General features: G+C 64.4%; 22 protein-coding genes and 1 riboswitch. Of the genes, 9 read left to right on the top strand and 13 right to left on the bottom strand.

Going from position 1 to position 21,765, the window contains the following annotated elements; genetic code table 11:
- From AC07N6_RS02165 to AC07N6_RS02185, 5 genes are all read right to left on the bottom strand, one after another.
- A complete protein-coding gene (locus AC07N6_RS02165) occupies positions 1–504 on the bottom strand; it encodes a hypothetical protein (protein WP_494780679.1) in 504 nt (167 codons plus the stop codon).
- Positions 505–701: 197 nt separating this feature from the next.
- Positions 702–1,148 carry a DUF2325 domain-containing protein gene (locus AC07N6_RS02170; protein WP_494780680.1) on the bottom strand — a complete coding sequence of 149 codons (447 nt, stop codon included), beginning with the start codon at positions 1,146–1,148 and terminating at the stop codon, positions 702–704.
- A gap of 100 nt (positions 1,149–1,248) precedes the next feature.
- Entirely contained in the window at positions 1,249–1,953 is a 705-nt protein-coding gene (locus AC07N6_RS02175) for a helix-turn-helix transcriptional regulator (protein WP_494780681.1), read from the bottom strand.
- Positions 1,954–2,086: 133 nt separating this feature from the next.
- Complete coding sequence (locus AC07N6_RS02180) at positions 2,087–2,458, bottom strand: VOC family protein (protein ID WP_494780682.1); 372 nt, start codon at positions 2,456–2,458, stop codon at positions 2,087–2,089.
- Between the two features lie 159 nt (positions 2,459–2,617).
- Positions 2,618–3,628 carry a bile acid:sodium symporter family protein gene (locus AC07N6_RS02185; RefSeq protein ID WP_494780683.1) on the bottom strand — a complete coding sequence of 337 codons (1,011 nt, stop codon included), beginning with the start codon at positions 3,626–3,628 and terminating at the stop codon, positions 2,618–2,620.
- Positions 3,629–3,767: 139 nt separating this feature from the next.
- On the opposite strand from AC07N6_RS02185, the gene AC07N6_RS02190 reads away from it, so the two are divergent.
- Positions 3,768–4,616 (top strand): LysR family transcriptional regulator, encoded by an 849-nt coding sequence (locus tag AC07N6_RS02190; protein ID WP_494780684.1) that lies wholly within the window; start codon positions 3,768–3,770, stop codon positions 4,614–4,616.
- 39 nt (positions 4,617–4,655) lie between these two features.
- Here the strand turns inward: AC07N6_RS02190 and AC07N6_RS02195 are convergent, their stop codons facing one another.
- The gene (locus AC07N6_RS02195; protein WP_494780685.1) at positions 4,656–5,051 is read right to left on the bottom strand and encodes a hypothetical protein; all 396 of its coding nucleotides are present in this window, start codon (positions 5,049–5,051) and stop codon (positions 4,656–4,658) included.
- A 12-nt stretch (positions 5,052–5,063) separates the two neighbouring features.
- Complete coding sequence (locus tag AC07N6_RS02200; RefSeq protein WP_494780686.1) at positions 5,064–6,701, bottom strand: flagellar assembly protein A; 1,638 nt, start codon at positions 6,699–6,701, stop codon at positions 5,064–5,066.
- A 313-nt stretch (positions 6,702–7,014) separates the two neighbouring features.
- Between AC07N6_RS02200 and AC07N6_RS02205 the strand changes: the two genes are divergently transcribed.
- The 3 genes from AC07N6_RS02205 to AC07N6_RS02215 all read left to right on the top strand — a co-directional run bounded on the left by AC07N6_RS02205 (position 7,015) and on the right by AC07N6_RS02215 (position 10,654).
- On the top strand, positions 7,015–7,941 hold the full coding sequence (locus AC07N6_RS02205) for a cation diffusion facilitator family transporter (RefSeq protein ID WP_494780687.1): 927 nt from the start codon (positions 7,015–7,017) through the stop codon (positions 7,939–7,941).
- 101 nt (positions 7,942–8,042) lie between these two features.
- Positions 8,043–8,212, top strand: a riboswitch (yybP-ykoY riboswitch).
- A 9-nt stretch (positions 8,213–8,221) separates the two neighbouring features.
- Complete coding sequence (mntP, locus tag AC07N6_RS02210) at positions 8,222–8,788, top strand: manganese efflux pump MntP (RefSeq protein ID WP_494780688.1); 567 nt, start codon at positions 8,222–8,224, stop codon at positions 8,786–8,788.
- A 255-nt stretch (positions 8,789–9,043) separates the two neighbouring features.
- Positions 9,044–10,654, top strand: coding sequence for a methyl-accepting chemotaxis protein (locus AC07N6_RS02215; protein WP_494780689.1), 1,611 nt, complete (start codon positions 9,044–9,046; stop codon positions 10,652–10,654).
- 5 nt (positions 10,655–10,659) lie between these two features.
- Here the strand turns inward: AC07N6_RS02215 and AC07N6_RS02220 are convergent, their stop codons facing one another.
- The gene (locus AC07N6_RS02220) at positions 10,660–11,166 is read right to left on the bottom strand and encodes a hypothetical protein (RefSeq protein WP_494780690.1); all 507 of its coding nucleotides are present in this window, start codon (positions 11,164–11,166) and stop codon (positions 10,660–10,662) included.
- A gap of 149 nt (positions 11,167–11,315) precedes the next feature.
- On the opposite strand from AC07N6_RS02220, the gene AC07N6_RS02225 reads away from it, so the two are divergent.
- Positions 11,316–11,759, top strand: a complete 444-nt coding sequence (locus AC07N6_RS02225) for a hypothetical protein (RefSeq protein WP_494780691.1) — start codon at positions 11,316–11,318, stop codon at positions 11,757–11,759.
- Positions 11,760–11,950: 191 nt separating this feature from the next.
- Here AC07N6_RS02225 and infA read toward each other — a convergent pair whose 3' ends face one another.
- The gene (gene infA / locus AC07N6_RS02230; protein WP_050470224.1) at positions 11,951–12,211 is read right to left on the bottom strand and encodes a translation initiation factor IF-1; all 261 of its coding nucleotides are present in this window, start codon (positions 12,209–12,211) and stop codon (positions 11,951–11,953) included.
- A gap of 324 nt (positions 12,212–12,535) precedes the next feature.
- Here infA and AC07N6_RS02235 point away from each other — a divergent pair, with 324 nt between their 5' ends.
- The 4 genes from AC07N6_RS02235 to AC07N6_RS02250 all read left to right on the top strand — a co-directional run bounded on the left by AC07N6_RS02235 (position 12,536) and on the right by AC07N6_RS02250 (position 17,041).
- Complete coding sequence (locus AC07N6_RS02235; RefSeq protein WP_494780692.1) at positions 12,536–12,823, top strand: hypothetical protein; 288 nt, start codon at positions 12,536–12,538, stop codon at positions 12,821–12,823.
- Positions 12,824–13,218: 395 nt separating this feature from the next.
- Positions 13,219–13,935, top strand: coding sequence for a gluconate 2-dehydrogenase subunit 3 family protein (locus AC07N6_RS02240; RefSeq protein WP_494780693.1), 717 nt, complete (start codon positions 13,219–13,221; stop codon positions 13,933–13,935).
- A 58-nt stretch (positions 13,936–13,993) separates the two neighbouring features.
- The gene (locus AC07N6_RS02245) at positions 13,994–15,766 is read left to right on the top strand and encodes a GMC family oxidoreductase (RefSeq protein WP_494780694.1); all 1,773 of its coding nucleotides are present in this window, start codon (positions 13,994–13,996) and stop codon (positions 15,764–15,766) included.
- Positions 15,767–15,772: 6 nt separating this feature from the next.
- Complete coding sequence (locus tag AC07N6_RS02250) at positions 15,773–17,041, top strand: c-type cytochrome (protein WP_494780695.1); 1,269 nt, start codon at positions 15,773–15,775, stop codon at positions 17,039–17,041.
- Between the two features lie 111 nt (positions 17,042–17,152).
- Here the strand turns inward: AC07N6_RS02250 and AC07N6_RS02255 are convergent, their stop codons facing one another.
- The 4 genes from AC07N6_RS02255 to xylG all read right to left on the bottom strand — a co-directional run bounded on the left by AC07N6_RS02255 (position 17,153) and on the right by xylG (position 21,710).
- The gene (locus AC07N6_RS02255) at positions 17,153–18,034 is read right to left on the bottom strand and encodes an L-fucono-1,5-lactonase (RefSeq protein WP_494780696.1); all 882 of its coding nucleotides are present in this window, start codon (positions 18,032–18,034) and stop codon (positions 17,153–17,155) included.
- A gap of 65 nt (positions 18,035–18,099) precedes the next feature.
- Positions 18,100–18,909 carry a D-xylose 1-dehydrogenase gene (gene xylB / locus AC07N6_RS02260; protein ID WP_494780697.1) on the bottom strand — a complete coding sequence of 270 codons (810 nt, stop codon included), beginning with the start codon at positions 18,907–18,909 and terminating at the stop codon, positions 18,100–18,102.
- Positions 18,910–18,991: 82 nt separating this feature from the next.
- Positions 18,992–20,131: a sugar ABC transporter permease gene (locus tag AC07N6_RS02265; RefSeq protein ID WP_494780698.1), complete on the bottom strand. Its 1,140-nt coding sequence runs from the start codon at positions 20,129–20,131 to the stop codon at positions 18,992–18,994.
- A 22-nt stretch (positions 20,132–20,153) separates the two neighbouring features.
- A complete protein-coding gene (xylG, locus tag AC07N6_RS02270) occupies positions 20,154–21,710 on the bottom strand; it encodes a D-xylose ABC transporter ATP-binding protein (RefSeq protein ID WP_494780699.1) in 1,557 nt (518 codons plus the stop codon).
- Between the last annotated feature and the right edge of the window lie 55 nt (positions 21,711–21,765).

The following is a 21,765-nucleotide window of genomic DNA, read 5'->3' on the forward strand; positions in this document are numbered from 1 at the left end:
TCATGGCTGTTGCGGCGCCGGCACCAGGTACTTGGACTTGGCGCAGTACATCTTGGCGTTGGTGTCGTTGTAGACGATCTTGCTGCCTGCCTGCGACTGGCGTACCGGATAGGCGGAATTGTCTTCCGGCGTGAAGCGTATGCCCAGGGTCGAACTGATGGCGTCCGTCAGCCTGACCGGGGTGGCGTTGAAGAAGGCGCCGATGAAGTCGGCCTGGCTGTTGCTGTCGTTGACCAGCAGGTCGGTGACCTGTACCCCCCACAGGTTGACATTGGTGGCCTTGAACCAGTAAGCGCCGCCTTCGGTCTTGTACGGCGGGCCGAAGGCTTCGTACAGGTAGTCGTAGAAGTATTTGCTGTTGAGCTGGTTCAGGCACAGCAGGGCATTGCCGACTTCGATGCCGAAGCTGGGTTGCGGCGCGGCTTGCGCGACCGGGGCCACGCCGGCCGAACAGGCCAGCGCCAGCGCCGGCAGGCTTGCGGCCAGGCGACGTACGATTTTCAAACAAGCTCCCGAGGATGATGCCGGATCGGCTGGTTGTCACTTTGGAACCTGTTCCCGCTCCCGGCAGGGCGCGCGCACAGGTTCTTGACCATGGTGTATGGCCGTGGGAGTCGATTGTAGGGGGCTTTGCCGATTTTTTCCAATCGGCATGATGGGTTTAAGCTGCCGGCGGGGCCGGCAACAGGTTCTGGGGGGCGTCAGCGCCCGCTTCTGAGCATGCGTTCGCCGCGCGCGGAGGGGCCGCTCGTCGTGGGGTGTTGCTGCGCCAGGCTGCCCAGGCCGTCGAGGAAGGAGGCGATGCCGGTTCCCTTGACCAGCACGCATGGCTTGCCCAGTTTCTTGCAGGTGCTTTTGACCAGGTGATAGGCGTTGTGGCTGATGTTGCCGGAGGCGCAGATCACGATGTCGGCCGTGGCCAGCATCGGCGCCAGGCGGTGCAGGTTGTCTTCGCGGCCGCCGTCGTGGTGGATGAAACGCCCGTCGCGCGTTTCGATCTCGGCGCGGTAGTGGTTGCGCGCGCCGGTCAAACCTCCCACGCACAGCACACAGCGGTCGTCCAGTGAAATGCGCGAGGCAGGCTGGGGCGGGAGGGCGGATGGCGCAGGCGCATTGCCTGCCTTGGTGCGGCGGTTCTCTTTTCGCATGGGGTGGCCCGGAAATGATAACGGCTCCAGCCTAACCCTGCGGCCACCCCGGACGAACGAATGAATTTGCATCTGCATATGCGGTTTGCGCCGCCATGCGCTATTGCAGGGGCGCGTCCGGTTCCTTGCGGTCGCGCCGCATGGCGCGCACGAAGTCGGCCAGGCGGCGGCCGTCGCGGTCGGGATAGTAGCCTTGCTCGCTGAGCTGTTGCACACGGTCCAGGCGGAACGAGCGAAAGTCGTCGCGCGCTTCGCACCATGCGGCCAGTAGCCAGCTGCCGCCGAAGAAGGCCAGCGCCAGCGGCCAGACTACCCGCTGGCTGGCGCGTTGCCGGGCATCCGAATAATCCAGGAGCAGCTTGTGGCGGCTGCTGATGGCCTGGCGTATTTGCTCCAGGCATTCGCCTTGCTGCGGATCCATTAAGGTGTCGGGGGCGAACAGCGGCGTGGCCTCGACGAAGTCGCGCTTGTCGCGCGGCAGCGCCAGCACCACCTTGGCCAGTGCGGAGGCGGCCGAGGCCGACAATTGCGGGCCGCCCCAGGCTTGCACCATGCGCATGCCGATCACCAGCGCATCGATTTCATCGGCGTTGAACATCAGCGGCGGCAAGTCGTAGCCGGGTTTGATGCGATAGCCGACGCCGGCCTCGCCATCCACCGGCACGCCCGACAGGGAGAGATCGCGAATGTCGCGATAGACCGTGCGTTCCGAGACCGACAACCATTCGGCCAGCTGGCGCGCGGTGGTGAGCCTGCGTCCGCGCAGGTATTGGGTGATCTGGAACAGTCGGTCGGCTCGGCGCATGGGAGGCAGGGAAAATGCGGTGCGCGCCATTCTGGCACGCACCGGCCGGCTTCGCCACCAGCTTCGATGTTGCTGTGCAATGCGGCTGCGATGGGGCGCGCATGTCGATGTCGTCCGCTTGCGCCGGCGATGCTCAGTTCATCGCGTGCAGTGCGACCCGGTTGCCTTCTGTGTCGATGAACTGGCAGATATAGCCCATCTCCTTGGGCAGTTGGGTTTTCTCCATGGCGATCTTGCCGCCGGCGGTTTCGATGCGGTCGATGACGGCCTGGATCGAAGGGCCGGCATCCAGATACACCAGCGTGCCCTGGGGCGAGGGTTCGATCCAGTCGCCGCCGGTCAGGCAGCCGATGGACTGGCCGTCATCGCGGGTGAAGACCGCCATGGGGGATTCTTCTTCCAGGCTTTCCAGGCGCAGCCTGGTGGCGAACACGGTTTCGTAGAAACGGGCGGCGCGGGTCAGGTCCTTGGTGGCGATTTCGAACCAGTTGACGTTGGTTTGCATGGTGTCTTCCTTTCGTTGTGCATGTGGTTGAGGATGCCGCCGATGGCGGGCGGCATGCGACGCATCATGCAGGCAGGCTCCTGACAGCGTGGTGTCAGGAGCCTGCATAAAAACCTGTTTACGAACAGGTTCTAAGGAAGGAAAACAGGAGAATAAAGTTCAGCGGCCGGCGCCGGCCACGGCCGGGGCGCTGTCGGGCCGGGTCTGCTCCTGGCGCTCGTGCTGTTCGGCATAGCGGCGCGCCAGCACGGCGCACAGCATCAGCTGCATCTGGTGGAACAGCATGATGGGCAAGAGCACGATGGCCGCGCCGCTGCCGGCAAACAGCACCGAGGCGATCGGGATGCCCGAGGCCAGCGACTTCTTGGAGCCGCAGAACACCAGCACGATCTCATCGCCGCGCGGCATCTTCAGCGCCCGCGCGCCATAGGTGGTGATCAGCAGCACCGCGCCCAGCAGCACCGCGTTGACCAGCAGCAGCAGCGCCAGCTGGCCGGGCGGGAACAGGTGCCAGATGCCTTGCGCCACGGCGGCGCTGAAGGCGGCGTAAACCGACAGCAGGATACCGCCGCGGTCGACCACGTTGACAATCACCTTGTGGCGATTGATCCAGGCGCCGATCCACGGGCGCAGCAGGTTGCCCAGCACGAACGGCAGCAGCAATTGCAGCAGGATGCTTAGCACCTGCGACCAGCCGCTGCCTTCATGGTGGCGATGCAGCAGCAGGGTCACCAGCAGCGGCGTGACCAGGATGCCCAGCAGGTTGGACGCGGTGGCGCCGCAGATCGCCGCCGGCACGTTGCCGCGCGCGATCGAGGTGAAGCCGATCGACGATTGCACCGTGGACGACAGCGTGCAGACGAACAGCACTCCCATCCACAACTGCGGCGTCAGCAGGTCCGGCGCCGCGGCCTTGAGCGCCAGCCCCAGCAACGGAAACAGGATGAAGGTCGAGGCCAGCGTCAGCAGGTGCAGCTTGGGTTGCTTCAGGCCGGAGATTGCCGCCTCGCGCGACAGCTTGGCGCCGTGCAGGAAGAACAGCAGCGAGATCGCCACGTTGCTGGCCACATGCATGAAGCTCTCGAAACGGCCGGTGGCCGGCAGCAGCGTGGCCAGCAGCACGGTGCCGATGAGCAGTTGGGTGAAGCGGTCGGGGAGGAAGCGTTTCATGGCAAGGGACGAGGTTCGATGATTTTCCTCCATGATAGAAAATCGGACGGCTATCGGGAACCCCTTTGATCGCGTTGACTGTGATCGGAAAAATCGATGACAATGGCATGTCTTCCAACGTTGCCGATGGCGCCCCATCATGCTCAATCCCGTCTGGCTGCAGACCTTTACCACCGCTGCCGCTTCCCGCAGCTTCACCGAGGCCGGGCGCCAGCTCGGGTTGACGCAATCGAGCGTGAGCGACCATATCCGGCGGCTGGAAGAAAGCGTGGGGCGGCGCCTGTTCGTACGCGACACCCATTCCCTGGCCCTGACCGCCGATGGCGAGAGCCTGTTGGTGCATGCGCGCCTGATCCTGCAAGCGCATGCCCGCGCCGAGGCCCAGTTCAGCGGCGAGCGCTTGCGTGGCCGGGTGCGCTTCGGCACTTCCGATGACCTTGCCATGGGGCCGCTGCCGGACATGTTGGCGGCTTTCCGCAGCCAGCATCCGGAAGTCGAGCTGGAGATCACCATTGGCCTGACCAGCGAGCTGTATGCCTTGCTCGACCAGGGCAAGCTGGATTTGCTGGTGGGCAAGCGGCGCAGCGGGGAGTCGCGCGGGCACAGCATGTTTTCCACGCCGATGCAGTGGCTCACCCGGCCGGAGACGCAGGTCGACCTGTCGCAGCCGCTGCCGCTGATCCTGTTGCCCGAGCCCAGCATCACCCGTGCCGCCACGCTGCAGGCGCTGGGCAAGTCGGGCCACCATTGGCGCATCGTCTGCACCAGCGGCAGCCATGCCGGTTGCATGGCGGCAGCGCGCGGCGGCCTGGGCTTGTCGGCCTTGCCGCAGCATCTGGCCTCGCGCGACCTCACGGTGCCGCTCAACCATGCCAGCCTGCCGCTGCTGCCCGATGTGGAATATGTGGCGTTGACGGCGCGCCGCTTGTCGCGGCCGGCGGACACGCTGTACCAGATCCTGATGTCCAGCCGCCTGAGCCGGGGCTGAGGGGGCCTGAGGTCGCGCCTGGCGGCGCTTAATTGGCGCTCAGTCGGCGTCGACGACCAGCGCGGGCCGGTCCAGTGCGCGGATGCGGCGGTCGACGAAGTAGCCGCCGGCTTCGGTATAACGCAGGTAATGGCGGCCGCACAGCGTACAGCGCGCCACGTTGCAGCGGTTATAGGGATAGTAGCGCGGCGCCACCGGCGCCTCCGGCCAGTCGTAGCGTGTGCCGTCGGGGTGGTATTCGGCGAAGGTGGGTTCGTCGTAGGGATCGGCGACCAGCGTGCCGATGTCGGCCAGTTGCCGTTCCGGCAGCGCCAGCGGCAGGCTGATCCAGCCGGCGGCATCGGCGCCGCGGCAATTGCAGGCCCGGGTCACGGCGGCGCAGGCTTGCGCCAATGTGCGCAACTGGTCCGTGCCGAGCTTGGGGAGGTCTTCCATCAAAGCGGATCGTTACTTCTTCGGGTTGTAGCGGATATCGCCCTCGAACAGCTGCGCGGTGCCGCCGCTGAGGTCGGACTGCACCGGCCATACCTGGTGCCCGATGCGCAGTTCCGTGCCTTCATAGACTGCCTTGGCGACGACGATGCGGGCATCTTCGGCGGAGACCATGCCTTCCTTCATCTGCGCCACGTCTTCCAGCAGCGTCTTGACCTCATAGGCCAGCGTCTTGCGTTTCTCGCTGGTCTCGAACAGGATTTCCGGCGTGGCCTTCTCGGGGTTGAGCTTGTAGTAGCCCTGTTGCTTGATGGTGCGATCCAGTTCGGCCACCTTGCGCGCGTATTCCTGTTCCTTGATGGCGATCTTTTCTTCGAGATAGGGATCCAGGCCGACCTGCACGCGGGTCAGGTTGCCGGTGGGGGCGCCGATGACGTTGGCGCGGATCATGTTGGTGGCCTCGATGCGGCCGCCGATGATCTGGCCGGTGCGCGGGTTGCCCTTGCCCACCGTGATCTGGTCGCCGGCCAGCAGTTCGCACTGGCGCGCGTTGCCCAGCACCAGGATGTTCTCGCCGGCTTCGATGTGGGCGCTTTCGGCGAACATCACCTGCACCGATCCCTTGGCGCTGATGCGCGAGGCGATGGAGGTGGTGCCGGCCGAGGCGGCCACGCCTTCGCTATGGCCGATCACGCCGCCCTTGACGGTGACATTGCCGCCGGCCACGATCTCGGCCGCTTCCACGGTGCCGCTCACCACCACGTCGCCGCCCACATGCAGCTTCATGCCGGTCATGACGTCGCCGGAGACGCGCACCGTGCCTTCGAAGGTCAGGTTGCCGGTGGACAGGTCGACGTTCTCGATATCGATCACCGGATTGACCTTCACGCCATTCTTGACCACTGTAGGCTGGCCCGGCACGATCGCCACCAGCAGGTCGGGATCGTCCGCGCTCGGTTCGGCGCCGACCGATTCCTTGGCGAACGGGACATCGGCGATCGGACGCGCCGGCACCTTGCCGCCGCGGATGTCGATGCCGTCCTGGCCGGGGACCGGCGGGATGCGGCGCATCAGCGGGTCGCCCGCCGACACCAGCAGCAGGTAACCCATATCGGCATAGGAGACGACGGCGTCTTCCTCGATTTCGGCCAGCTCTTCCTGTTTTTCTTCCAGCAGGCTTTCGAAGCGCGCCGGTTCGGCCGGCGTCGGCATCAGGCCTTGCGCGATCACCAGCTTGTTGCATTGGCCGGCGGAGAGGGCGCCGCGCAATTGTTCGTGCAGGATGCCGTAGGTGATGCCCGCAGCGCGGATCGCGTTGACCACCTCCACGCTCTTGGCGCGGCCGCCGAACGGGGCCACCAGCGTGAGCGAAGCGCTCATCAGGTCGTCGGCCACGTCCAGCGCGAACTCGCCGTCGCGGCGCTGGGCGATGACCTGGCTCACCGCTTCCTTGGCGTCTTCGGCCTTGCGCACGAAACCGTTGAGGACCGAATCCTGGAAGAACAGCTTGGTCAGCCCGTTGTCCGTCATGGCTTGCTTCAGGAAGGCCAGGGTCAGCGGCGGGAAGCCCGCCGTCGGGGTGAAGGTTGCGCTCAGTTCGCCGCTGTCCCTGTCGAATGCGAACGACAGCGGTTGCGGAGTTGCTTGTGCCATGCTGTTCCTCGGATGAGTTGCTGCTCTTGGTCTGCCGGAGCGTTTTGGTGCGTTGCCGTGGCCGCGGCGCGATGGCTCGCAACGGTTCCCCCGATGCGGCCGGAGACTGCCCATCCAGGACGAACCCTGCTGAAATTGATCTTGCGCGTGCAAGATCGCGCGCTTTGGCGGAGCAATCGGCCACGGGCATCCCCTGGGGCCCGGCGGCTGACATTGTATTGTGGCAAGATGATCCTGCAATTTGATCGATAGCACAAGTTTTGCCGATATTTGCGGATATTTAAAGGTCGTCCCAAGGTATATAGTTGACGATATGTTAAGCGCAGAAAAAGAAAACGCGCCCGAAGCCGAGGCCCGCTATCGCGCCGGCCGGGTCAGCACGATGGTCAGCATCGCGGTCAACGTCGCCCTGAGCGCGCTGCAGATCGCGGCGGGGATCCTGTCCGGTTCGCAAGCCCTGATCGCCGACGGCGTGCATTCGCTGTCGGACCTGGTCTCCGATTTCGTGGTGCTGTTCGCCGCGCACCACAGCCGCAAGGAGGCTGACGCCGACCACCAGTACGGCCACCAGCGTTACGAGAATGCCGCCTCGCTGGCGCTGGGCAGCCTGCTGCTGGCGGTGGGCATCGGCATGCTGGTTTCGGCCGCGCACAAGATCCAGGATTACGGCCATACGCCGCCGGTGCACAGCGCCGCGCTGTGGGTGGCGCTGGCGGCGCTGCTGGCCAAGGAATTGCTGTTTCGCTACATGCTCCGGGTGGCCGAGCGGGTGCGCTCGGGCATGCTGGTGGCCAATGCCTGGCATGCGCGCTCGGACGCCGCTTCCTCGCTGGTGGTGGCGCTCGGCATCGGCGGCAGCCTGCTCGGCTTTACCTTGCTCGATCCGGTGGCGGCGGCGGTGGTCGGCTTGCTGGTGGTACGCATGGGCTGGCGTTTTTTCTGGGCGGCATTGAACGACCTGATGGACCGCGCCGTCTCCGAGGAGCAATCGCAGGCGATCCGCTGCACCCTGGAAGGCACGCCCGGCGTGCAAGGCTTGCACGACCTGCGCACGCGCAAGATGGGCGACCTGACCCAGGTGGACGTGCACCTGGAAATCGATGGCGCGCTGACCGTGGCGCAAGGCCACGCCATCGCCGCGCTGGCGCGCCAGCGCGTGCTGGACGCGCACAATGTGCTGGACGTGATGACCCACGTCGACCCGGTGGCGGTTGAGGCGCATCCGGCGCGGGCCGCGTAAGGCCGCAAAGGGGCCGCATCAGGCGGCGCGGCCCATTGCCTTGCCGTCCGGGCATGCGCAACGTGCCTGGGGGACAGCACACCGGCTTATCGGTTAGAATGCAGCCTTCTCTTTGGGGAGTAGCCAGCTTCCGGGCAATCCGGAAGAGCCCGCGTCAACATTCTCGGCCCAGGCCGTGGCGCGGGTAGCCAACTTGGTAGGCGAGACCATAGACGTTTCCGCGCATGAGGTCGGGCGTGTGGATGCGTCCATGGATTTCGCCCGGCCAGGAACCCCGTTCATGAACTTCCCCGCTCTCGTCCTTCTCGCCTTCGCCATGTCGACCGATGCCTTTGCTGCGGCCATCGGCAAGGGCGCCGCCATGCACAAGCCGAAATTCCTGCAGGCGCTGCGCATCGGCTTGCTGTTTGGCGTCATCGAAGCCATCACCCCGCTGATCGGCTGGTTCGCCGGTTCGGTCGCCACCCAATGGGTATCGGAATGGGATCACTGGATCGCCTTCGTGCTGCTGCTGGTCTTGGGCGCGCGCATGATCCGCGAAGGCTGCAGCGGCGGCGATGAAGCGGCCCCGCCCGAACCGCGGAACCAGTCGGTGCCGATGCTGGCGCTGACCGCCGTGGCGACCAGCATCGATGCGATGGCGGTGGGCGTGGGCCTGGCCTTCGTCGATGTCAGCATCGTCGAAGCCGCGCTGCTGATCGGATTGGCCACCACCATCATGGTGACCATCGGCGTGATGCTGGGACGCCTGCTGGGCAGCGTGATCGGCAAGCGCGCCGAGATCATCGGCGGCGTGGTGCTGATCGGCGTGGGCGCCGCGATCCTGTACGAGCATCTCGGCGCCTGAGGCCATTGCCGCCGCAACGGCGCACCGCGCCATAAAAATGCTGGTGAATCTGCGTTTTGTGCAGAGACGCATGGCGAGGCATCCCCTATTCTTGCCAACCTGAAGACAATGCGCCCGCCGGTGTTGCACGTTACTTCCTGCAATTGAACCGCCCGGGCATTAGGTAGATGCGGCAGGCAGGAGGAGACATTCCCGCTTCATCGGACAGGTGGTGCCGTGCCCGATGCCGCATCGTCGCAATTGATTGGGGCGGTGATGAAACTGAGCATTGCAAAGCGGCTTTTCCTCGTGTGCGGCGTGTTGGTGGCGGCCCTGGCGGCGGTTGCGGTTTCCGGCTGGGTCTACCTGAACGAAGTGGCGGTGCTGGCGCAGCGCGCCAGCGGCAACCGCACCCAGCAACTGATGCGGGTAGCCGATATGGAGCTGAGCATGACGCGCATCTCGCTGCAGATGCGCGACGCCATGCTGAGCCGGGCGCCGGAAAAGGTGGCGCAGACCGTGGCCGATGTCGGCCGCACGCGCCGGCATATCGAGGAAGTGCTGGCCGACTACAAGCAAAATGCGTTGCTGGACGCCGGTAATGCGTTCTTTGCCAATGCCACGCGCTTTTCGGCCGAATTCTGGACCGTGGGCGACCAAAACCTGAAACTGATCCAGGAGGGGCGGATGGAAGAGGCGTATGCCTTCCTGTCCGGCAAGACGATGGCGGCGCGCAACCAGTTCCTGTCCGCCTTGAGCGCGGAGAAAAAGCGCCAGACGCAGGTCCTGGTCGAAGAAGTCGACCAGATCGAGGCCAATGCGCACTCCATCAGCAATTTGCTGGCAGCTGTGGCGGCATTGCTGGCCTGCGGATTATTGGGGTTTTCCTGGTATGTGGCGCGTCTGTTGGGACGGCGCTTGCGCCAGGCGCAACTGATCGCCGAGCATGTGAGGGACGGCAATCTCACGATGCCCGTGGAAGATGCCGACCATGATGAGATCAGCCCGTTGCTCAAGGCATTGGGGGCGATGCAGGATTCGTTGGCGCGGGTGGTCAGCGCGGTGCGATGCGGCGCCGAAGGTGTGGCCGCGGCCAGTGCGGAGATCGCTCACGGCAACCATGACCTGAGCGCGCGTACCGAGCGCCAGGCCGCCGCGCTGGAGCACACCGCCTCATCGATGGAGGAATTGGGGGCCACCGTCAGGCAGAACGCGGATAACTCGGCCCAGGCCAATCAGCTGGCGATGAACGCCTCGCAGGTTGCCATCCAGGGCGGCGAAGTGGTTGGCCGGGTCGTGGAAACCATGAAGGGCATCAACGACAGCAGCCGCAAGATTGCCGACATCATCAGCGTGATCGATAGCATCGCTTTCCAGACCAATATCCTGGCGCTCAATGCGGCGGTGGAAGCCGCGCGGGCCGGCGAGCAGGGGCGCGGTTTCGCGGTGGTGGCCAGCGAGGTGCGTTCGCTGGCGGGGCGCAGCGCCGATGCCGCCAAACAGATCAAGATGCTGATCGGCGACAGCGTCGAACGGGTGGAACAGGGCGCCGCATTGGTGGACAAGGCCGGCGCCACGATGGCCGATGTGGTGGAGAGCATCCGCCGCGTGGCCGATATCGTGGGCGAGATCAGCGCGGCCAGCTCGGAGCAGAGCACGGGTGTGCTGCAGGTCGGCGATGCGGTGGCCGAGATGGATCGCGGTACGCAGCAGAACGCTGCCATGGTGGAGCAGATCGCCGCTGCCGCGTCCGATCTCAAGACGCAGGCCGGGGATCTGGTCGGGGTCGTCGCGCTGTTCAAGATCCCGGGGCAGCAGCATGAGGCGCTGTCGGCGCCGGAGCCGCTCATGCTGGTTCAGCCGGAGCGGCTGTTGCCAGGCGTCTGACCGCGTTAGCCGGGTTTGCGATAGTTGCCGGCTACCCAGCGTTCGGCGCTGTCTGCGTTCAATTTGTAGTTGGGGGCGACTTGCACCTTGGCCAGCACTTCGCCCATCTCATCCCAGGCCGTCAGGTCGGCGTAGGGAAAATCGTCGTCGGGCACGATGTCCAGGGTCACCTTGATCGAAGCGCCGCCATCGCCGTCGACGGTGACGTGCTTGTGCAATTGCGCATGCAACTGCTGCTCGCTGCGGCGGCGGAATTCCGATGCGGTTTTCACCAGCGTGTTGAACGCGGACTTGTCCAGCGGCTTGGGGTTCTTCTTGTCGCGGCCCATGGTCCAGGGGCCGATCAGTGTCGGTTCGCGTTCCCCGTCGCGCGTCATCTCGACCGCCCAGCCGTCGTCATCGTCATTCTTGATGATGCGGGCGGTCCAGCCGTCTTCACGCCACAGGCGCGCTTCATTGATGGCGTCCTGGCCGGAGGAGGAATCGTTGGCGGTGGCGTCGAAGTCGGACATGCGGGAAAGGAGAGAGGTTGAAAGGGCCCGCCATGATAATGGAATGCAGGCGGGAATGCAGGCAGCGCAGCGCATATGTACATGGCGTTGCAATGAAGGCTGCAACGGCGGCAGCGCGCTATGCTACGATGCCCCGAACAATCATTTGAATGGCAACGGACATGGCGCAATACGGCGCAGCTTATCGCGGCAAGCACATCACGGTCGACTACCAGGAAGACGCGCGCAGCGGCGATGTGCGCTGTGTGGTCAAGGTCGGCGAGGTGGCCTACCCGGATATCCGCGGCAATCCTTTCCGCTCGGCCGCCGCGGCGCAGGCGACCGGCGCCGCGTTCGCGCGTGCCGTGATCGATGCCGAGCTCGACGGCGACGCGGTGGAACACCGCGGCTACTTCATCCGCGCCAGCAGCATCGAGCAGCGCGACGGCAGCTGGGTCGGCAGCTACCAATTCCACCGCAACGACAATCCGGTGCCGTTTCGCCGCGTCAGCTGCGACGGCTTTCGCGGCAATTCTCCGGTGGAAGCCGAGGAGTACGCGATCGGGATGGCGCTGCAGGCGATGGATGCCGATATCGCGGCGGGAAAACTCTGAAGTCTTTGCCGATGCGCCGGTGTCCAGTCGGTCCGGTATGCCCCTGAAAAGCAGAAAGCCCCGATCCGTGGATCAGGGCTTTTCGCATGTGTTTTTTTCGCATGCGGTTCTCTATCGATACTCGACTTGAGAAGACCGTCGCGGCATCCAGTCCTATCTGGACAGTGATGCCGCCCGGCCCCTTGCGCGCCTTAACGGCGGCGGGGAGGCCTCGGTCCGCTGGAGGTGCGGTTCTCGATATGGCGGAAGATGATTCTTCCCTTGCTCAAGTCGTAAGGCGACAATTCAAGCGTCACTTTGTCGCCCGCCAGGATCTTGATGAAATTCTTCTTCATGCGTCCCGCGCTATAGGCGATCAGGGAATGTCCATTTTCCAGATCAACACGGAATCGGGAGTCAGGCAACACTTCAGTTACCTGGCCCTGCATTTCGATCAACTCTTCCTTCGCCATTCAGTCTCCGAAACAGGTGAGCCTGGTGCAGGCCGGCAAACCGTTGCACGCAACTCGTTAAAGGGTATTTCCCAGGTGAGAACTTCTTTGCGTCAGTTGCGCAAGAAGTTGCCGGTATTCCTCGAACAGGCGAAGCCAGACGGCTTCGTCGCCTTTCAGGCAATGTCATATCCTCGGCTGCGTGATCAAAAGAGCATCGGCTCCGGAAGCACGCCAAACAAGAAGAAATAGAAACGAGGGATCAGACAGGACTTGCCAGGGAGGCAAGACAGGTGAGAGGCCAGACTTTTACGTCACTTGGTGAGGAGTTGCGCCACTATACACATGTTCGGCCTTTTCATCCAGCTTTATTTCGGCGCGGCGAGCCAAGCGCCGGCGCGGGCATGCGCCGATTCCGGCAGCCCGGCGATGGCCGCCGTTGTCACGGCCCATGGCGTTTCCGCGACGAAATGCATGCCGCCTGGAAATTTAGAGTTACGACATCTTATGTCTTCCGGTGTTAAAATCACGCCCATGCCGGCGCATCGGCATCCTGGTCCTGCCGGACCGGAGCAACAAGAAATGCCAGCCGCCAAAGGCTGGATCGGATTGGGAGACGAGTTGTTCAACTAACTCGCGAATTCAGGCAATGGTAACCATCCACCACCCAGCAAGCGGCTGCTCCGCAAGAGCCAACGCCACATCCGCCGACGCAGTCCTGCGCACGGCATTTTCCTCTGTCGATACCCTCGGTTCTTCGCCCGGCGCGGGAATGCGGCCGGCTATTTGCCGTCTGGCCGCCCGCAACGGGATCGCCGGGCTGGCCGGGTACAGCCGCTACGACAGCGCCTGAACGCCAGCACCCCAAGCGCCGCCGACCATTTGACTGACAGGTTTTCCTGTTGCGCATGCCTTTCCGGCGTTGCGCCGGCTGCCGCATTTTTACGATTTCCAGTCCCTGCGCACCTGATCCCGTCCCGGATCGCGGCGCCGGCTTGTTTTTCCAACCACCATACTCCGCGCTCACCATGCCGAAAACCAAGTTCAGCCCATCGCGCCGCGCCGTTCTGGCGGCAACGGCGGTTGCCGTTCCCATCGTCTCGATTCCCATGTTCAAGTCGGCCCAGGCCGAGGGCCTGGAAGGCATCGAGCTCAACCGCTACCAGCCGGTATTTTTCTCCGCCGCCGAATGGATTTTCATCCTGGCCGCCTGCGACCGCCTGATCCCTGCCGAGGGCCGCGGCCCTGGCGCGCTGGAAACCAATGTGCCGGTCTTCATCGACCAGCAACTGCATATCGGCCTGGGTTCCGATATCTACCAGCAGGGGCCGCACAAGGTCGACGCCCCGGCCACGCTCGGTTTCCAGATTCCCTATGCGCCGCAGGAGGTGTACCGCATCGGCATCAAGCTGGCGCAGCAGATCAGCCGGCAACAGCACGGCAAGCCTTTCGAGCAGCTTGACGCGAAGGACAAGGACGCCTTGCTGACCGCGCTGCAAAAGAACACCGCCGATTTCGCCGCGCTGGGCGAAGCCTCGCTCAAGCCGTCGCAGTTCTTCGGCCAATTGCTGGGCGACACCAAGAACGGCTACCTGGCCGACCCCATGTACGGCGGCAACAAGGACATGAAGGCCTGGGTGGCGATCGGCTTCCCCGGCGCGCGCGCGGCCTACACCGAATGGGTCGACCAGCATAACGTGAAGTATCCGCTGGGCCCGGTGAGCCTGTCCGGCAAGCGCGCCTGAGCCCGCTCCGTTTTCCCGATTTTCCGATTTCCCGATTAACTAAAGAATCAGCCTCCGTATGCCAAACATTACCAACGACGAAGTCGACGTCGTCATCGTCGGCCTTGGATGGGCCGGCTCGATCATGGCCATTGAACTGGCCAGGGAAGGCCTCAAAGTCCGCGCCCTGGAGCGCGGCCCGGACCGTCCTCCCGAAGATTTCGCCTACCCGAAACCGGCCGACCAATACGGTTACGCCACCCGCAACAAGGTGTTCGCCACCCCGCGCGACGCCGCGCTGACGGTGCGCTACAACGCCGCCCAGGCCGCGCTGCCCACCCGCAAGTGGGGCGCTTTCGCGCCCGGCACCGGGGTCGGCGGCTCGGGCCTGCACTGGACCGGCGTGCTGATCCGTCCCACGCCCACCGACCTCAAGTTGAAGACCTACGCCGACCAGGCCTACAAGCACGGCAGCCTGGATCCGGACATGCGCATCAAGGACTTCCCCTTCACCTGGAACGAGATCGAGCCGCACTATGACTTCTTCGACAAGGTGTGCGGCCTGTCCGGCAATACCGGCAACCTGCAGGGCAAGCTCCAGCCGGGCGGCGACCCGTTCGAAGGCCCGCGCTCCAGCCCGTATCCGCTGCCGGCGCTGCATGACACCTACAACAGCAGCCTGTTCGCCGACGTGGCGCGCAAGATGGGCTACCACCCGTTCCCCAATCCTTCGGCCAACGTGTCGACGGCCTGGACCAATCCCTACGGCGCGCAGATCGCGCCCTGCAACTACTGCGGCTTTTGCAGCAAGTATCCCTGCCTGAACTATTCCAAGGCCTCGCCGCAGACCACCATCCTGGATGTGGTCAAGCGCATGCCCAACTTCGACTACAAGGCCAACGCCAACGTCATCCGCGTCGACCTGCACGCCGACAAGAAGACGGCCAAGGGCGTCACCTACATCGACGAGAACAAGAAGGAAGTGTTCCAGCCGGCCAAGATCGTGATCCTGTCCAGCTTCCAGTTCGCCAACGTGCGCCTGATGCTGCTGTCGGGCATCGGCAAGCCGTACGACCCGCTCACCGAGACCGGCACCATCGGCCGCAACTACGCTTTCCTCTCCAACGGCGGCGCCACGTTGTTCTTCAAGGACAAGAACTTCAACTCGTTTGCCACCGCCGGCGCCACCGGCGAAATGTTCAACGACATCTCGCCGGGCAACTTCGACGACGGCATCAAGCTGGGCTTCATCGGCGGCGCCAAGATCCACAGTTCCCAGGCGTCGGGCGCGCCGATCGGCACCGCGCTGCCGCCGGGCACGCCGAGTTGGGGCCGTGGCTGGAAGGAAGGCATGATCGACTGGTACGACCATTCGATGAAGGTCAGCATCACCACCACATGCATGTCCTATCGCGGCCACTACCTGGACCTGGATCCGACCTATAAGGACCCGTGGGGCCAGCCGCTGCTGCGCATGACATTCGACTGGCGCCAGAACGAGCTGAAGCTGCAGCGCTACCTGCGCGACATCGTGCTGAAGATTTCCAGGGAGCTCAACCCGGACTTCATGTCGGAAAGCTTCCTGGCGCTCGACTCGCACTGGGACATCACCAAGTACGTCTCCACCCACAACGTGGGCGGCGCCGTCATGGGCGATTCGCCGCGCGACTCGGCGCTCAACCGCTACCTGCAGTCGTGGGATGTGCACAACGTGTTCGTCCCGGGCGGCAACGCCTTCCCGCAGAACTTCCAGGCCAACCCGACCGCCACCATCGGCGCCATCACGCTGTTCGCGGCCGAAGCCATCAAGAAGCAGTACCTGAAAAACCCAGGCCCCTTGGTCAAGGTGTAAGCAAAAATGAAAAGACTGAACCAACTACTGGCCATCCTGGCCCTGAGCTTGAGCGCGTTGTCGGCGGCGCACGCGGCGGCGGACCAGGCGCTGCTCCAACGCGGCGAATATCTGGCCCGCGCCGGCGACTGCATGGCCTGCCACAGCGCCGCCGGCAAGCCGGCTTTCGCCGGCGGCCTGGCGATCGACAGCGGCCACGGCATGATCTACTCCACCAACATCACGCCCGACAAGCAGCACGGCATCGGCAATTACAGCGAGCAGCAGTTCGCCAGCGCGGTGCGCCATGGCGTGCGCGCGGATGGCACTCCGCTGTATCCGGCCATGCCTTATCCCAACTATGCCAAGGTCTCGGACGAAGACATCCACGCGTTGTACGCCTACTTCATGGATGGCGTGAAACCGGTGGCATCCGATCCGCCGCCGTCCAGCATGAGCTTTCCTTTCAACCTCCGCTGGGGCATGAAGCTGTGGAACATGTTCTTCGCCAATGACCAGCCATTCAAGGCGCAAGACGGCTGGAGCGGCGAGGTCAGGCGCGGCGCCTATCTGGCTGAAGGCCTCGGCCACTGCGGCAGCTGCCACACGCCGCGCGGTTTCGCGATGAACGAAAAAGCCAGCGACAGCACGCAGGAGCAGTTCCTCGCCGGCGGCGAACTGAACGGCTGGGCGGTGCCTTCGCTGCGCGGGATGCCGCACTGGAGCGCGGACGACATCGTCGCCTACCTGCAAACCGGGCGCAACAAGAGCGCCGCCGTCGCCGGCGAGATGAGCCTGGTGGTGGAGCACAGCACCTCGCACCTGACGCCAGGAGACCTGCAAGCCATCGCCGCCTATCTCAAGACGCTGAGCGTGGCGCCGTCGCGCAGCAGCGGCGTCAAGCCGCAGGGGGCGGAGGCCACCATCAAGAAACTGACGGCGGCCAAGGACTTGAGCTTGGGCGAGCGGCTCTACCTCGATAACTGCGCCGCCTGCCACTTCGTCACCGGCAAGGGCGCGCCCGGCATCTTTCCGGTGCTCGACGGCGCATCGGTGGTCAATGCCGGCAATCCCGGCGCATTGGTGCAGGTGATCTTGCAAGGCGCGCGCACGCCATCCACGGAAAAGGCGCCGTCGATCCTGGTCATGCCGGGGTTCGCGCATCGCCTGTCCGACAAGGAAGCGGCGGAGCTGGCAAGCTTCGTGCGTCAGGGATGGAGCAACCAGGCCGCCGCGGTATCCGAGCGCGATGTCTCCAAGGTGCGGGAGAAGCTGGAAAAGCGGGAAACGCACTGACGGTATGGCGCGGCAAGACCCGCGCGCCGCCGGCAGCGGCTGTCAGCGGCTGTCAGCCATGCGAGCGAAAAGCCGCCGCGAAGTCGATTCGCGGCGGCTTTTTTTGTTTCATCACAATGACAAGCCATAGACCTTGGCTGAAGTTTCTCCCCACAGCGCATCCTGTTCCGTTGCCGATAGCCGCGTGCCGGCCCATTCCCGGGTAACCGACACCACCCTGGAATAGGACGCGGCGAGCAGGCAAACCGGCCAGTCGGAACCGAACATCAGCCGCTGCGGCCCGAACAGTTCCAGTGCGGTATTGAGGCACAGCAGGATATGGTCGAAGTCGCGCAGGCACAATCCGCGCATCCAGTCGGCTTCGGTGAGCAGGCCGGAGAGTTTGCAGGCGACGTGCGGCATGGCGGCCAATTCCCGCGCCTGCTCGCGCCAGCGTTCGAAGGCCCCTTTGTTCTTGCGGAATTCCTTGAGCGCCGGTTTCCCCAGATGGTTGAGCACCAGCCAATGCTTGTCGTGGCGGGCGCAGAAGGCCCGGATGGATGACAGCTGGCGCTCATGCACCAGCACGTCGTAGACGTAGTTGCGCTCTTGCAGCCAGCGGATTCCCTCGTTGAATTGCGGTTGCGCCAGGAATGCCGGCGGATCGGTCTCGTCCTGGATCTGGTGGCGAAATCCCAGCAGCTTGTCGCGCCCCCATTGTCCGACATGCTCGGCCAGCTCGGGCGATGAAATATCTTCCCAGCCGATGACGCCCGCGATGCGGCGATCCTGCCGCGCCAGTCCGAGCAGGAAGGCGGTTTCATCGCGGCCGGGGCGCGCCTGCACCGTGATCGACGCATGCAGCCCGTGCGCTTCAAGCAGCGGCTGGAACTGGTACGGCAACCGATCCTGCGCCAGCAGGTCCATCTCGGCGCCGATCCACGGATAGTCCTCCGAGCGATAGTGCCAGAAATGCTGGTGCGCATCGATCCGTAGCGGCTTTTTTGCGTTCATGGGGCAGGTTCCGCACGATGGCTGCTGGGACAGCCGGGCTCGGAGATCGTCATGGGATACCCGCCTCAGGCGCCGAGCCAGCCGGCGTCGACGTAGTAGTTGCGCCCGGTGCACATGGCCGCGCTGTCGGAGGCCAGGAACAGCGCCAGCGCCGCCACGTCGTGCGGCTCGATGCGCTTGGGCAGGCATTGCGAGGACAGGATGTTGGCTTCCTCCTCCGGGTTGTGCCACAGGCGCGTCTGGCGCGGCGTGCGAACCGCGCCGGGGAGGATGCAGTTGACGCGGATGTGATGCGCGCCAAGGTCGCGCGCCAGGCCGTGCGTGAGCCCTTCGATGGCGGCCTTGGCGGTCATGTAGAGCGCCAGGTTGGGCAAGCCGAGATGCCAGGAAATGGAACCGAAGTTGATGATCGCCCCGCGCCCTTGTTCGCGCATGCCCGGCGCGACCGCTTGCGCGCAAAAGAACTGGTGGCGCAGGTTGACCGCCATGCGTTCCTCCCAATAGGCGGGGGTGACATCGTCCAGCGCATGGCGGTCGTCGTTGGCGGCGTTGTTGACCAGGATATCCACCGCGCCGACGGTTTCCCCGATGCGCGCAAAGGTGGCGGCCAGCGCCTCCAGGTCGCGCAGGTTGCAATGCAGGAAGGTGGGCGGGAAGGCCGCATCTTTCAGCGTTGCTTCCAGCGCGCGGGATTCTTGCTCCGCAATGTCGAGGAAGAAAACGTTCGCTCCCTGGGCGACGAAGGCGGCAACCAGCGCGGCGCCGATGCCGGTGCCGCCGCCGGTGACGACCACGCGCTTGCCGGCCAGGCTGGGATAAATGGCGTGCTCCATGGCGCCGGCGGAAGTCGATGCGGGTTGAGTTGATGCGGTCATGCTAAGGGGCTCCGGAAATAGGGTGAAATACCGGCCGGGCCAAGCCCGGCGACAGAAGGATGAAAAGATGAATATCGAATGCTCAGCGTCCCGAACGGGTACTGACGTCGACCCAGACGGCCAGCACCAGGATGCTGCCCTTGACGATCATCTGCCAGTAGGTGCCGACATCGAGCATCGACATGCCGTTGTCCAGGCTGGCCATCACCAGCGCGCCGATCAGCGCGCCGTAGATGGTGCCCGAGCCGCCGCGCATGGAGGTGCCGCCGATGAAGCAGGCGGCGATGGCATCGAGCTCGCCCATGTTGCCGGCCGAGGGCGAACCGGCGGCCAGGCGCGCGGTGTTGACCAGGCCGGCCAGCGCGCACATCACGCCCATGATGCCGAACACCCAGAGCTTGACTGCCTGCACGTTGACGCCGGACAGGCGCGTGGCTTCCATGTTGCTGCCCACCGAATAGATGCGGCGGCCGAATACGGTTTGCGTGGTGATGTAGCTGAACAGGCCCAGCAGCGCCAGCAGCATCAGCACCGGCACCGGGATGCCGTCATAGCTGTTGAGCGTGCGCACGAAGGCCAGCAGCACGGCGCCGATGAGCAGCACCTTCACCGCATCGCGCCACAAGGCCGGCACCGGCAGCGCGTGGCGTGCGCGGTTGGCGCGCTGGCGCCAGGTCAGCCCCAGCGTCAGGGCGAACAGGATCAGCATCAGCGCAATCCCCAGTTGCGGCGGCAGGTAGCCTTGCCCCAGATACACCAGGTGGTCCGACACCGGCGCGATGGTCAGGCCGCCGGTCACGCCCAGCAGCACGCCGCGAAAGGCCAGCATGCCGCCCAGGCCGACGATGAACGAGGGAATCCGCTTGTAGGCGGTCAGGTAACCGCTGAACAGCCCGAACGCCAGGCCCAGCGCCAGCACCAGCGGCAGGCTGAGCGCCAGCGGCAGGTGGTAGGTCACATCCAGGATGGCGGCCACGCCGCCGAGCAGGCCGAGCAGCGAGCCGACCGACAAATCGATCTCGCCGGCAATGATGACCAGCACCATGCCGCAAGCCAGGATGCCGGTGACCGCCATCTGGCGCAGCAGGTTGGACAGGTTGCGGGGCGTGACGAAACCGCCCTCGGTCTGCCAGCTGAAGAAGGCCCAGATGATGGCAATGGCGATGAGCAGTGCGATGATCTTGTAGCGGCCGAAAATCTGCTTGATGTTCGTTGTTGTCATACTCAATTCCAGGTTGTTTTATTTATGCGGCAGCGCTGTGCGTTGCCTGGCGTTGCGCCGACTGGTTGATGGCGGCCGCCAGCACCGTCTCCTGCGTCAGGTGTTCATTGACGAAGTCGCCGCGCAGCTTGCCTTCGCCGATGACCAGCACGCGGTCGGACACGCCCAGCACTTCGGCCAGCTCGGACGACACCATGATGATGGCCACCCCTTGTTTGGCCAGCGCCGCGATGAGCCGGTAGATTTCCGCCTTGGCGCCGACATCGACGCCGCGCGTAGGCTCATCGAGAATGAGCACCTTGGGTTGCGCCAGCAGCATTTTCGCCAGCACGGCTTTTTGCTGGTTGCCACCCGACAGGCCGGTGATCGGCAGGAAGGGGCTGGCGGTCTTGAGCTGCATGCGCACGATCTCGTCCTGGATGGTCTTCAGTTCGGAAGCGGTATCGATGCGGGTGCGATGCGAGAACCGGTCCAGTACCGTCAGCGTGATGTTTTGCCCGACCCCGAGATCGGGCACGATGCCATGTTGCTTGCGATCCTCCGGCACCATGCACAGGCCGAGGCGGATCGACTTGAGCGGCGTGCCGGTATCGACCTGCACGCCGTCCATGAAGACCTTGCCTTCATAACGCCCGGGATAGGCGCCGAACAGCGCCGACACCAGTTCGGTGCGGCCGGCGCCGACCAGTCCGGCGATGCCGACGATCTCGCCGCGGCGTACCGCCAGCGACACGTCGTCGACGCGCTTGCGCCTGGGGTTGTCGACATCGAAGCAGGTGACGTTGCGGGCCTCGAACACCACTTCGCCGATCTCATGGTCGCGGGTCGGATACATCGCCGTGATTTCGCGCCCGACCATCTGCGTGATGATCTGGTTCACATCCAGCGACTGCATCGGGGTGGTGGCGATGTGCTTGCCGTCGCGGATCACCGAAATGGTGTCGCAGACTTCGGCCACCTCGTCGAGCTTGTGCGAGATGTATACGCAGGCCACGCCACGGGCCTTGAGGTCCTTGATGATCTTGAGCAGGATCGCGATTTCCGACGAGGTCAGCGACGACGAGGGCTCGTCCAGGATCAGCAGGCGCGCCTTCTTGTTGAGCGCCTTGGCGATTTCCACCAGTTGCTGGTGGCCGCCGCCGTACTGCATCACCGGCAAGGCCACGTTGATGTCGGGCATGTTCAGCTCGCGCATCAGTTCTTCGGCGCGGCGATACATGGCCGGATAATTCATGCGGCCGCCGGGCAGGGTGATCTCGTGGCCCATGAAAATGTTTTCGGCCACCGACAGCTCCGGCACCAGCATCAGTTCCTGGTGGATGATGACGATGCCGGCCGCTTCCGTGTCGCGCACCGACTGGGCCACGAGCGGCTTGCCATCCCACCGGATCTCGCCTTCCCAGGTGCCGTGCGGATAGACGCCGGACAGGATCTTCATCAAGGTGGATTTGCCGGCGCCGTTTTCGCCGCACAGGCCGACGCATTCGCCGGCCTTGATCTTGAGGTCGATGCCATCCAGGGCGCGGACGCCGCCGAACTGCTTGACGATGCCCTTCATTTCTAACAAATACTCAGACATGCCTGCTCTCGTGGGATAAAAACTGCCGGAACGTCATGGCGATGCCATGGAAGTT

The organism is Herbaspirillum sp. GW821-FHT09A12, assembly GCF_059418325.1.

Excerpts from the sequence above, each read along its gene's own strand:
- AC07N6_RS02170 (WP_494780680.1), bottom strand. The coding sequence starts at position 1,148 with ATGCGAAAAGAGAACCGCCGCACCAAGGCAGGCAATGCGCCTGCGCCA.
- AC07N6_RS02175 (WP_494780681.1), bottom strand. The coding sequence starts at position 1,953 with ATGCGCCGAGCCGACCGACTGTTCCAGATCACCCAATACCTGCGCGGA.
- AC07N6_RS02180 (WP_494780682.1), bottom strand. The coding sequence starts at position 2,458 with ATGCAAACCAACGTCAACTGGTTCGAAATCGCCACCAAGGACCTGACC.
- AC07N6_RS02185 (WP_494780683.1), bottom strand. The coding sequence starts at position 3,628 with ATGAAACGCTTCCTCCCCGACCGCTTCACCCAACTGCTCATCGGCACC.
- AC07N6_RS02190 (WP_494780684.1), top strand. The coding sequence starts at position 3,768 with ATGCTCAATCCCGTCTGGCTGCAGACCTTTACCACCGCTGCCGCTTCC.
- AC07N6_RS02195 (WP_494780685.1), bottom strand. The coding sequence starts at position 5,051 with ATGGAAGACCTCCCCAAGCTCGGCACGGACCAGTTGCGCACATTGGCG.
- AC07N6_RS02200 (WP_494780686.1), bottom strand. The coding sequence starts at position 6,701 with ATGGCACAAGCAACTCCGCAACCGCTGTCGTTCGCATTCGACAGGGAC.
- AC07N6_RS02205 (WP_494780687.1), top strand. The coding sequence starts at position 7,015 with ATGTTAAGCGCAGAAAAAGAAAACGCGCCCGAAGCCGAGGCCCGCTAT.
- mntP (WP_494780688.1), top strand. The coding sequence starts at position 8,222 with ATGAACTTCCCCGCTCTCGTCCTTCTCGCCTTCGCCATGTCGACCGAT.
- AC07N6_RS02215 (WP_494780689.1), top strand. The coding sequence starts at position 9,044 with ATGAAACTGAGCATTGCAAAGCGGCTTTTCCTCGTGTGCGGCGTGTTG.
- AC07N6_RS02220 (WP_494780690.1), bottom strand. The coding sequence starts at position 11,166 with ATGTCCGACTTCGACGCCACCGCCAACGATTCCTCCTCCGGCCAGGAC.
- AC07N6_RS02225 (WP_494780691.1), top strand. The coding sequence starts at position 11,316 with ATGGCAACGGACATGGCGCAATACGGCGCAGCTTATCGCGGCAAGCAC.
- infA (WP_050470224.1), bottom strand. The coding sequence starts at position 12,211 with ATGGCGAAGGAAGAGTTGATCGAAATGCAGGGCCAGGTAACTGAAGTG.
- AC07N6_RS02235 (WP_494780692.1), top strand. The coding sequence starts at position 12,536 with ATGTTCGGCCTTTTCATCCAGCTTTATTTCGGCGCGGCGAGCCAAGCG.
- AC07N6_RS02240 (WP_494780693.1), top strand. The coding sequence starts at position 13,219 with ATGCCGAAAACCAAGTTCAGCCCATCGCGCCGCGCCGTTCTGGCGGCA.
- AC07N6_RS02245 (WP_494780694.1), top strand. The coding sequence starts at position 13,994 with ATGCCAAACATTACCAACGACGAAGTCGACGTCGTCATCGTCGGCCTT.
- AC07N6_RS02250 (WP_494780695.1), top strand. The coding sequence starts at position 15,773 with ATGAAAAGACTGAACCAACTACTGGCCATCCTGGCCCTGAGCTTGAGC.
- AC07N6_RS02255 (WP_494780696.1), bottom strand. The coding sequence starts at position 18,034 with ATGAACGCAAAAAAGCCGCTACGGATCGATGCGCACCAGCATTTCTGG.
- xylB (WP_494780697.1), bottom strand. The coding sequence starts at position 18,909 with ATGACCGCATCAACTCAACCCGCATCGACTTCCGCCGGCGCCATGGAG.
- AC07N6_RS02265 (WP_494780698.1), bottom strand. The coding sequence starts at position 20,131 with ATGACAACAACGAACATCAAGCAGATTTTCGGCCGCTACAAGATCATC.
- xylG (WP_494780699.1), bottom strand. The coding sequence starts at position 21,710 with ATGTCTGAGTATTTGTTAGAAATGAAGGGCATCGTCAAGCAGTTCGGC.